Genomic DNA, 11,606 nt, shown 5'->3' on the forward strand with positions numbered 1-11,606 from the left:
CATACCTGTTTATACTTCGCAATAGTTTATCATTTTTTTATCGCATTTCATCAACGGTCCCCGGAGTAAAAAACGGGGTTTCTCCTGTCCTGAAGGGGCTAAACACCGGCTCTAAAACAGTTTCTGTTGTTTATCAGCAAGGGTTTGGGGTATTTTGAGTCCGGCCTTTAGAGCACTGTTAAGCTGCTCTATAAGATACGCTGATAATAAGGGGGAAGCCTGCTCGAGGTTCTGGTGCACAAAAAAATGTATGCGTTTTAATCCCTGGTCGGTCCATAGCTTTAAACGTTTTACCCAATCGTCCAGCCTGTCGTAATCGCTGGGGTGATTGGCACCCACATAACGTACAAAGGCTTCATTATTGGTCAGTCTCATATGCATGAGATCCCTTCTGCCCGCAGTATCCACTACAATATTGGCCACATTGTTCTCCCGTAGCAAATGACAGAGCTCATCGGCAACCGCAGCATCGTTGAACCAATCGGTATGCCGGAACTCCACGGCAAGGGGAATCCCGGCAGGCCACTGTTCTATAAAAGGGATTACCCGGTCAAAATTTTTAGGTGCAAAATTATTGTGCATCTGCAAAAATACCGTGCCGAGTTTTTCCCTGAGGTGCACCACACCTTCCAGGTATTCTTCCAGCGGGGCTTCGAAATCGAGCAAACGCTTAAGATGGCTTACCCGCTGGTTGACCTTCGGAAAAAAACGGAAGTCCTCCGGCACCTTATCATACCATGCGGAGAATTGCGACGGGGGAAAATTCCTGTAAAAGGTAGCATTCAGTTCTATAGCGTTAAATTGCGTAGCGTAATACGCCAGTTCGTCTTTTGTTCCCCTCGGGTAAAAGTTCTTCAGGTCCTGCCGGTTCCACTTGGCGCAGCCTATACAGATCTCCGGGGCTCCCTTCCCTTTGCCGGATGCCAGTACCCCTGCCGTATCCGGATGGTCTTCCGGGAAAGAGAAATTAACGTTTTCGGGATGGTCTACTTTTCCAAATTTCATGTATGCGGTTTTAATCAGTTTTTTACAAAGTACGGATAATTCTTTAAAAGCAGACGGAACATTGGCTTTTCCATGAAGAGAGCTGTATGCCGGAACACGACCCCACACCTCCGGAGGACGAGCTTGTATCTGATCCTGCCACTTTTCCTGAGCGGCCGTCAATGACATTGCCCCCAAGGTGTGCAGAGATTTCAGAATACTATTAAACTCTGATCCGGTTTACTGTAAACTGTTGTGTTCCAAAAAATAATTGGTGATCAGGGTATATAGGTGAATTGAAGTATTTGTTCCTTCAGAAATACCGTGGGATCGGTTTGGATAGGCCATCATGTCAAACTGTTTGTTGTTTCTTATAAGTTCATTCACCAGATATTCCATATTCTGATAATGCACATTATCATCCCCTGTACCGTGAATGAGCAATAAATTTCCTTCCAGGTTTTTCGCATAAGTGGCCGGAGAGCCTTCAATAAACTTCTCTTTATCCATACCCGGCAACCCCATGTAGCGTTCCTGATAAATATTGTCGTAAAACAGCTGATTCGCCACACCGGCCACGGCCACACCTGTCTGGTAAATTTCAGGATATCGGAAAAGCAGGTTTTGCGTCATGGACCCCCCACCGCTCCAGCCCCATACATTCACACGTTTTTCATCTAAAAAACCGTACTTGTTGAGTACTTGTTGCGCTGCCAGTGCCTGGTCGCGGGTATTGAGAACGCCTACTTTCCGGTAAATGCTTTTACGCCAGTCACTTCCTTTTAAACTCGGCGTTCCCCTATTGTCGATGTTTATAACCACAAAACCTTTTTGTGCCATAAAAATCTCATATAATCCAATCCACTGATCTATCGCCACCGCTCCCCAGGGTTCCCCGTATACATGAAATAATACCGGATATTTTTCAGAGTCCTCGAAATTGGCAGGTTTGGTCATCCGGCCATCCATCTGAATGCCTTCTTCTGTAGTTACCTTAAAAAATGAAGTTTCGGGTAGCGCCAGTGTTTGCAGTTTATCTTTTAACTCTTGATTACCAACCAATGTTTTTATGGTCTTATGGTTGGGCAGGCTTACTAAACTCACGGTATTCGGGATGCTTACATTTGAGTATTTATGGATCGCGTATTTGCCATTTGGCGAAACATCATAAATGTTTACACCTTCAAATTGCCGGGGGGTAATTTTGGTGAGTTTCCCTTTTCCGTTTAGCGGAACACTGTATAAATAACGTTGTGTAGCATTGTCCGGGGAAGCTATCAGGTATAAGTTTTTCCCATCGGTTTCGTAATAAGCCGCAACATCATAATTTCCGGGGGTCAATAAAGTTTTCTTTCCGGTTATCAGATCAATCTTGTAAATATGTCTCCAGCCGTCATTTTCTGTCATTCTCAAAAAGGCCCTGCCATTATCTACGATCAACTGATCGTTATTTCCCCACTGATTTGAAGAAATATCCGGATAGCGCAAATCCACCCAGGTTTCTTCAGTTTCCGTATAAATTTTATTTAAGCCGGAAGTCGAGGGTTTATACGTATAAATATTAAGTTTATTCTGTTTTCTATTCATCTGCTGGATCAATAACAGGTCTTCATTGATCCATTGCATTGCCGGTATATAATGCTGGACAGGGTCTCCCGGAACCGGAATCCAGTTAACTTCCGAAGTTTTAGTATCCACCAGACCGATTTTTGCCGAAGAGGGATCAAATCCTGCCTTTGGATATTGCAGGGCAATAGGTTCGGAATATACCGAATCTGTGTTATTGATCATGTAAAAGGTACCGATCTCAGAAGCATCTAATTGCCAGAAAGCTATTTTCGATGCATCAGGACTCCACATAAAGCCATCACGCATCCCGAATTCCTCTTCATAAACCCAGTCAAAGGTACCATTGATAATATCTCCGTTACCCTCCCGGGTTAACTGTATAATTTCTCCGGTTTTAAAATTTTCCTTATAAATATTGAAACCCTGAACGTAAGCTACAAACTGATTATCTTTAGAAAACTTCGAAAACATCAGGGATGAAGCGGGAAAATCCTTTCCTAACTGCATTAAACTACCGGTATCAAAATCATATACCCAAAAATCTCCTTTGGTGTTGGAGCGCCAGACTCTGCCGGAATTGGTAAAAATCATCACCTTACTTTCATCTGGTGACAGGGAGAAATCTTCAATATTCAAATATTTGCCATCTACTGTTAAATTTTCGGCAGGAAGGTAACTGCTTCTTTTATAGTTTTTACTTTCATAACGTACAAGCTCATCATGCCCGTTTTTATTCCTTTCTATACTTACAAAGGCATTACCATCTTCAATCCAGAAAATTGGTCGTTGATAATCACTGCTGAATTCCCCGGAAGAATAAATACGATCTAAGGTGAGAAGAGAATCATTCTCCTGGGCCTTTCCAGAAAGAGAAAGTGCCGTGAATAACAGACCAAAATACAGATATCTTAAGCTGCGAAAGTGGTTCATGACAGAGTGTGGATATTCACCTCTTTGAGCGTATAAGGTAAGTTGAACTGAAGTAAAAAATATGGACATAATAATTTTTTTCATCATACTCCGAATCTGGCTTTGCAACAATTAAAAGATGGAAAAGTTTCCATTTCCATGCCAGAATAATTAAAAGGAAATTTTTCAAGAGTTAAATTTGTAAATAATAAAGAAAAAAAGCAACCTGTTTACCTTATAAAGATAATATAGTACCATATAAGGATAATATCTTTAGTATGGAGAAACACATTGATTCATTTTATTTTTTTATTATTTACATATTGTCCACTAGCAACACGTTGAATTTATGTCTGTCAGGGTCAGCAAATACAAATCCATAGTAATTATTTTCGTCCCTGTGTAAGTCTCGAAAAACCTAACCACCTGCTTTTCTTACTTTGGCTTCAAATTCCTGTACCTCTTCCTCTGCGGAAAGTGTAAAACAATTTCATCGGTTTTAGGTTATATACTTCTACACCATCTCAGCCAGCTTCTCTTCTGCCTGCCAGAGCTGAAAGTATTTACCTTCCTGCTGCATAAGCTCTTCGTGTGTCCCTTCTTCGATCAGCTCACTTTCCTGCAGCACACAAATCTTATTGGCGCCGATAATGGTTGATAACCGGTGCGCTATAACCAGGACCACTTTATCCCTGACCAACTCGTCAATAGCCTTCTGTATGGCCAGTTCGCTAAGCGAATCCAGGGAAGAAGTCGGCTCGTCCAGGATAACGACAGGTGTATCCTTGAGCAATGCACGGGCTATGGAGATCCGTTGCTTTTCCCCTCCGGAAAAACTGTTTCCCATTTCACCTAATTTTGTTTCGTAGCCTTTTGGAAGCTGTGTGATGAAATCATGGCACTGCGCTCTTTTAGCGGCGTCAATCACTTGTTCAGGTGTAGCATCCGGCTTGCCCATTTTTATGTTTTGTTCAATGGTATCATCAAACAGATACACATCCTGGAACACGACGGAAATCTTGTCCATCAGGTCTTCGGTTTTGAAATACCGTATGTCTTGTCCGCCGATGTAAACAGAGCCTTCCGTGGGGTCGGCATATCGCAAAACCATTCGTGTCAAGGTGGTTTTTCCCGAACCGGAAGGTCCTACAAAAGCCACAATGGATTTTTCGGGAATGTGCAGGTTGATGTTTTTCAATGCATATTCACCGGAATCTTCGTATTGAAAACTCAATTTTTCAAACCTGATATCAAAGCTTTCGGTTTTTGCAGATGTCTCCGGCTGTGATAATGGTTTGACTGAAAACAGGGCGTTCATCTTTTTTACGCCGGCTTCCATCAGGCTAAAGAACATCGTCATCGGCACCAGGATGGAAATCACCTCGGTAAACCGGATAACGATAATCATCATAACGATAACATATATCGATTCGGAACTGCCACCAACCACAAAAAGAATACCTAAAGCCAGTATTACCAGGATACCTATTTCTACAGCAGTTGTAATGATAAGATTGGGCCTTCCTCCCTTTCCGTGTCCGTAAGCTTGTACCTGATGGACTTTATCTACGGTCTTGCCGAGTTTCTCTACGGTTTTTTCCACACCTTCGGATGCTTTCAGCACAGGCAAACCCTGTATGTATTCGATACATTCGGTGCTCAATTCGTTGTTGACATCATTCAGGTATTGCATTCCCCTGTCAAATGCGGGTTTCCGCCAACGATAAAACGGTATGATGGCGGGAAAAATAATCAGTATCGCCAGTCCGAGTTTCCAGTCGACAAACAAGGTGGCTATGCCAACCGTTACCGGGATTACAATGCCCATCATCATTACCGAACAAACGGTGAACACGAACAAGGTGACTTCTTCTACATTGGCACTGATGATTTCTGCCAGGTCACCGGAACGCCGGCGGGAAAGGAATTGCATAGGTATACGCCGCAACTGCATACCCAGGTTTTTACGCATCCGGTATTGGGCTTCGGACGCATGGCCGTTGAAATCGTAATTGTTGGCTATCCAGCTGAACAGGGTGCTTATGATAAAAAAGGCGGCCACGAACCACATTAATTCCATAGTATGTTCGTATTCTTTGGCAATAATGCTTTTGAAAACCGGGTAAAATACCGCATAGGCCAATCCCTGAAAAACATAAGAAACGGCCATTAGCAAGAGTGATGATCTCAATTTGGATTTATGGGCCCCGGCGGCATTGATTAAATCTTTGAAAACCTGTATATCGGATTTGTTTGTTGACATAACTGCAATAAGTAGGGGTTAAACATTTTTGATGTGCCAATTCCGGGCTTCCTGATATGAAGCCCAAACCTGCCGATAGCTGCCTTTCTGCGTGATGAGTTCGGAATGATTGCCCCGCTGGATGACTTTTCCTTTTTGTAGAACCAGAATCTGGTCGGCTTTTTTAATGGTTTCCAACCGGTGGGCAATCATAATAACGGTTTTGTCCTGCATCAGGTTTTTGAAAGCCTGCATCAGTTTGTACTCGTTTTCGGTATCGGAAAAGGATGTGGCTTCATCCAATACCAGAATTGGCTTATTGCTCAATATGGCCCTTGCTATGGCCAAGCGTTGTTTTTGCCCTCCGGAAAAATTGATACCCCGTTCCTGGATCAATGTGTCATAACCATCGGGCAGTTGCATAATCTCATCATGGATACCTGCAGCTTTGGAGGCGGCTGTCACCTGCTCCCTGTCGGCTTCTTCCATTCCTTTTTTGATATTGTTTTCTACGGTATCATGAAAAATAAAGGAATCCTGAAATACAAATGACAATTGCGCCATCAGCGTTTCCAGCTTCATATCCTTCACATCTACGCCTCCGATTTTAATACGGCCTTCCTGTACGTCCCAGAATCTTGGTATCAATCTCAATATGGTGGATTTTCCCGAGCCGGAACTGCCGATGATGGCGGTAAATGATTTTGGTGCTATAGTAAAACTGATGTCTTCCAATGCTTTTTCTTCCCTGCCCTCATAAGTAAAGGAAACATTTTCAAACACCACCGAAGCATCGGCGGGTTTCAGGTCTTTGTCCGATGGTTTTATCGGTTTTACATTCAGCACTTCTTCAATGCGTTTGGCACTGATCTCTGCCCGGAAAGTCAGGTTCATAATGGATCGAAACGTGTGTAATGATTCAACCAGTGCGGTACCCAACAGCAAGGAAATGATCAATGTCAAAAAACCGATCTGGCCGTTCATATACCAGAAAGAACCCACCAGCAGTAATACGATAAACGTAGGCAGCGGATTCAGGATAAACATAGAAATACGCATCCCCAGGCCATATTCTTTATAGTAATCGGTCAGTATTTTCTTGTAATTTTCCAGCGCATCGTCAAATCGTACAAAGGAAGTTTTTCCTCCGTCAAAAACCCTTACGATAGGCATAGCCTGTACATACTCGATCACCGATACATTGATGGCTTCCTTGGAATCATTGAATTTTTTGTAAACGCCTTTATTGCGGCTCATAATAAAAATAAAAATGAGGACACCCAGCAATACAATTCCAACGGAGATCAATGCCACCCTCCAGTCAAAATAAAACAGGATAATCAGTGAAACAATAGGAAAAACGTAAGCGCGCGCATATAACGGCGTGGCATCTGCCACAAAACCGTGCAGGGAACGCACATCGTCGTTGAGCACTTTAGTCAATCCGCCCGAACCTTTTTCGGTAATATAGCCGAGAGGCAAAATGGCCAGGTGCCGTGCAACCTGCATACGCAAAACGGCTTCCAGCTCAAAAGCCGCATAATGCGACCTATCGAACGCATTGAGGCGGGTAACATAACTGATAACGGTGGATATAAGCATTCCGCCGAGGAAATACAGCACTTGCCGGGTATCGCTGTTAAACAGTGCATTTATCAGAAACGCCAACAACAGCAGGTTAATAATGCTGAATACGGATGATAACCCGGAAGTGATCATAGCCATATTGATTTTCCTGCGTACAGGGCCGATGATCTTCCAAAGGATATTTTTCTTCTCCATGGTCTATTCTAAAATTTGAATGCCAAACTTCCGACAACATTGGCCAGCGCCTGAGGATTGGCCGTTTGGTACCCTATCCAGTAATGTTTATTGGTAATATTATCGTAACGCACCCCTATACGAAACCTCTTGGTATCGTAAAAGGCATTGGCGTTCAGGATAAAATATTCGGGCAGTATAAAGTCTCCGGTAACATTGTTATCACTGGCATAATTTCCACCCAAACCAAATCCCAGGCCCTTGATGTTACCATCCAGGAACCGGTAATTGACATTGAAATTTGCCAGCCATTTAGAACCGGCATCAACCGGTCTTGTGCCAACAAGAGCCGGATTGACCTTGTTTTCAGTGACTTCGGCATCGTTATAACTAATCCCCCCGATAAGCGAAAACCCTTTTACCAGATACGCATTTACTTCAAGCTCAACTCCCTCGCTGGTCAATTCGCCGGCCTGTGCCTGTACATATTGCATACTGCTTGTCAACTCTCCGGTGAGTAACAGCGAATTTTTCACTTTGATATTGTAATAACTCAATGTGGCATTGATCCTGTTTTGAAGCACGTTCATTTTCAATCCGCCTTCCCATTGATTGCCTTTTTCGGGATCTGATAATAGAGCGTTGCCATCTGTATCGGCTATATAATAGCCATTGCTTTTGAAACTGTTCTGGTAATTTCCGAATACCGAAAATTTATTGCGAAAAATCTCATACACCACTCCCAGTTTAGGCGACCACGCCGACTGGCTGTAAGCCGGTGAAATACTGTTTGATGTCATTGTATAACCGCCACCGAAATCATTGCTTTCATAGCGGATTCCTGCCATAATGTTCAAGCCTTCAACCGGTGTCAGTACATTGGATATGTAGCCACTGTACGTATTCAGGTTTCCTGTGGACAGATAGGTGGCAGGATTGGGCGTATTATCGTAGATGGCCTGTACCGCTTTACCATTAAAACCGGAATAATCCGCACCGCTGAACGGGACCCAGTCGAAATAGGTAGATATGAATTTCTGGTCGTCCTTGGTACGCATATAATCAAAACCGGCCACCGTACGGTTTCTTACGTTACCGAAATTGTAATCCAAATTGAAATTTTGCTGCACCTGGAAATAAGTCTTTTTGCTGTTAACGGTGGACTGGTCAAATCTCAAAAGCCCTATCTCGGTGTCGGCCGGATCCTGGGTAAATGTGCCTTTGGGAACGATGTAAAAGGCAGGGTTAGGCCCATCCGAAAACGTATAGGAGGTACTGATATTGGTAGAAGACCGGATATGGTTATTGATCTTGTAGTTCACCTGTCCGGATAAATTCCTGACTTTGGCTCTCGTTTTCAAGCCATCGCCTATATAAGACTGCTTGTAGTCCAGTCCCAGAATATCTTCGAGATCGTTCATATCAGCTATTCCGAGAGCAGGTACAGAAGCAGGGCTGAACAGGATCTGTTCGGGGATTGCTTTGGTGTCAAACATTTCAAAATCAACCTGAATGTCCAACCTGTCATTGGGTTTGTACAACAAAGAAGGCGTGAAGGCGAAATGTTCATTTTTGGCATCTTTCTTCTGGAAATTGCCGCTATTGGTATAGGCGGTATTGATACGGAACATCAGTTTGTTGTCTTTCGTAACCGGCGTGTTGACATCTGCTCTTGCCCTGTAATAATTATAACCTCCTGCAGCCACGGTTACATTCCCGGCAAAGGTTTCAAATGGTTTTTTAGTTATCCGGTTGATGACACCACCATAAGAAGTAACGTTACTCCCAAAAAGCGTGGCAGAAGGACCTTTAAGCACTTCCACTTTTTCAATATTTATGGCGTCAATCGCCGTAGTAACCGGAGCGACAAGGCCGTTCCGCAAGGAGTTATTGGCAAGAAAACCCCGTAACACAACATACGAACCTCCATCACCGGCCCGGTTGGTTGCGTTCCATTTTTTCTGCAATCCGGTAACGTTCCGATAGGCATCATCTACCGTGAACAGAACCTGGTCTTCCAAAACCGATTGATCAATACTGGAAAAGGCTTGAGGATTTTCTATAAAGTTTAACGGCATCTTATTAGATGTCGATGTGTTTTTTTTGATATAGCCATCGATCACCACCTCTTCCAGTTCCAATGCATTTTCTCGTGGGCTAAGTACTATAACCAATCCTATTGCGGGAAGATTCACCTCTTCTCTGTCTATGTGATATGCCGTATGGTCAAAGACCAGAGCAGCCTTTTCCCCATTAATGTCCGGAAACTCAAAATAACCGTTTTCATCGGTTAATGTGGTTAGGGATGTCTTTTCTATTTGGACCTGTACCGATCTCAACAGTTTTCCATCGTCGGATTTTACTATACCCGAAATTTTGTGTTGTGCACAGAGAGGGCTAAGACAGCCTGCGATTACTATGAAAATGATGGTGGAGAATACTTTTCTTGTCATATGAATATATCCTGTGTTAGTTTAAACCATATTTACAACGATCATTATTTAGAAACATTATAAATAAATTATCTTTGCAAAAGTAATTGTTAAATACTCGGGCGCCATAACGCAAAACCAAGTAAAAAAGACGTCAAACTTGATAACATAAGAGGGTATGAAAGTTTCGATAAGTACCGCCGACGGAATAGAATTGAGATCTGAAAACTATTCATTCCATGAATTAAAAAGTGATGAACCCGTACGGGATACAATAACCACGTACAACAACGGTTATTTTAGTGGCACAGTACGCGAAATATCGTTTGGGGGCGTATTTATTGCCCACAGCAATTTGGCCGTGGAAAATTTAATGATAGGTGATTTCATCAGCGATACCGAAGCCATAGAGATCCATTTTATGCTGAAAGGACATAGTTATGTGAAGGACAAAAATTCCGGATACCATATAGACGTTAATGCCAACACACATGATATTTTTTATATGAACGGAGTAGAAGGCCGCACTGAATCAATTGGTGCTCCTATGGAATTCTTCCAGATCATTCTTTTGCCATCTTTTTACAAAAAACACTTCCCGTTTGATCTTCCGTCGATGGAAAATTTCCGGAATGCGATAGAAAACAAATTGACGTATAAGATTATCTCTGATCACAAAGTCGCCATCAATTACGAAATCTATAAGGTTATTAATGATATACTGCAATGTCATAGAACTGACGGGTTAAAAAAAATATATTTGGAATGTAAGATATTAGAACTTTTAATCTTGCAGATAGACAGCCTCACAGGGAATTTAAATAAGATGGTAACCCCAAAAGCTGAAATAGAAAAAATATACGCCGCCAAAGAATATATTGAAAATAACCTGAACGAAAACTGTACGCTTATGGATATGGCACACAAGTTCAACACCAATGAGTTTTCACTGAACAGTGGCTTTAAAAAACTTTTCGGAACAACGATATTTCAATACTGGTTAACGTGCCGATTAAAAAAAGCGGTCCATTTAATAGAATATGAAAATCTAAATATCAATGAAGCTTCATACGAAGTTGGCTATAAAAACCCTCAACACTTTACAGCTGCATTTAAGCGTAAATATGGTTTTCTCCCGAGTAAACTCAAGAAAGAATAGATACTATAGATACTTCGCAAATACAGTTTTTGATTCACCTTGATTGCATAGGGCGGCTGGCATAGGAAAGCCATTCACTATCAACAATACTATTTTCTCCAAACTTTACACCGAAGTTTTTCCACAGTTTTCACCACAGTCCTGTGGTAAACATCCCTTCCGTTTTAAATACCGAATTTGACAGATAGGTTTGTTTCATTAGTTTTTTTATCTGACTATTACACTAATTCCACAAACTCTTTTTCAATCTCTCTAATCACTTTTTTCTGTATCTGTAGATCGGAGGTGGCTTTTTTCCATTTTCAAACTTTTGGATTGTAAAGCGTGATAGGTCTAATGCGTCTGCAGGGATCAATCAATTCAAATCAAATGACTGCCCAAAAACAACAAAACCCTGCAAATCATAGATTTTGCAAGGTTTTGATAAGCATTGTAAATTTTAAAAGTGACCTCGCCAGGATTCAAACCTGGAACCTCTTGAGCCGTAATCAAGTGCTCTATTCAGTTAAGCTACGAGGCCATTTTGCGGGTGCAAATATATGTATATTTC

The 11,606-nt window shown here is 42.2% G+C and carries 6 protein-coding genes and 1 tRNA gene; 1 reads left to right on the top strand and 6 read right to left on the bottom strand.

Translation table 11 applies throughout. From position 1 onward, the window contains the following. Nucleotides 1–111: 111 nt before the first annotated feature. The 5 genes from DN748_RS04165 to DN748_RS04185 form a co-directional block, all read right to left on the bottom strand. Nucleotides 112–1,005, bottom strand: a complete 894-nt coding sequence (locus DN748_RS04165) for a DUF72 domain-containing protein (protein ID WP_112370522.1) — start codon at nt 1,003–1,005, stop codon at nt 112–114. Nucleotides 1,006–1,224: 219 nt separating this feature from the next. After that, nucleotides 1,225–3,570, bottom strand: a complete 2,346-nt coding sequence (locus tag DN748_RS04170; RefSeq protein WP_236636783.1) for a S9 family peptidase — start codon at nt 3,568–3,570, stop codon at nt 1,225–1,227. A gap of 406 nt (nt 3,571–3,976) precedes the next feature. Further along, nucleotides 3,977–5,725: an ABC transporter ATP-binding protein gene (locus DN748_RS04175; protein WP_236636784.1), complete on the bottom strand. Its 1,749-nt coding sequence runs from the start codon at nt 5,723–5,725 to the stop codon at nt 3,977–3,979. 18 nt (nt 5,726–5,743) lie between these two features. Next, nucleotides 5,744–7,486, bottom strand: coding sequence for an ABC transporter ATP-binding protein (locus DN748_RS04180; protein WP_112370525.1), 1,743 nt, complete (start codon nt 7,484–7,486; stop codon nt 5,744–5,746). Between the two features lie 8 nt (nt 7,487–7,494). Continuing rightward, entirely contained in the window at nt 7,495–9,918 is a 2,424-nt protein-coding gene (locus DN748_RS04185; RefSeq protein ID WP_112370526.1) for a TonB-dependent receptor, read from the bottom strand. A gap of 157 nt (nt 9,919–10,075) precedes the next feature. Here DN748_RS04185 and DN748_RS04190 point away from each other — a divergent pair, with 157 nt between their 5' ends. Then, nucleotides 10,076–11,056 carry a helix-turn-helix domain-containing protein gene (locus DN748_RS04190; RefSeq protein ID WP_112370527.1) on the top strand — a complete coding sequence of 327 codons (981 nt, stop codon included), beginning with the start codon at nt 10,076–10,078 and terminating at the stop codon, nt 11,054–11,056. A 446-nt stretch (nt 11,057–11,502) separates the two neighbouring features. Here DN748_RS04190 and DN748_RS04195 read toward each other — a convergent pair. Then, nucleotides 11,503–11,576, bottom strand: a tRNA-Arg gene (locus DN748_RS04195). Between the last annotated feature and the right edge of the window lie 30 nt (nt 11,577–11,606).

This window comes from Sinomicrobium soli, from assembly GCF_003285545.1.
In the GTDB taxonomy this organism is placed as follows: domain Bacteria; phylum Bacteroidota; class Bacteroidia; order Flavobacteriales; family Flavobacteriaceae; genus Sinomicrobium.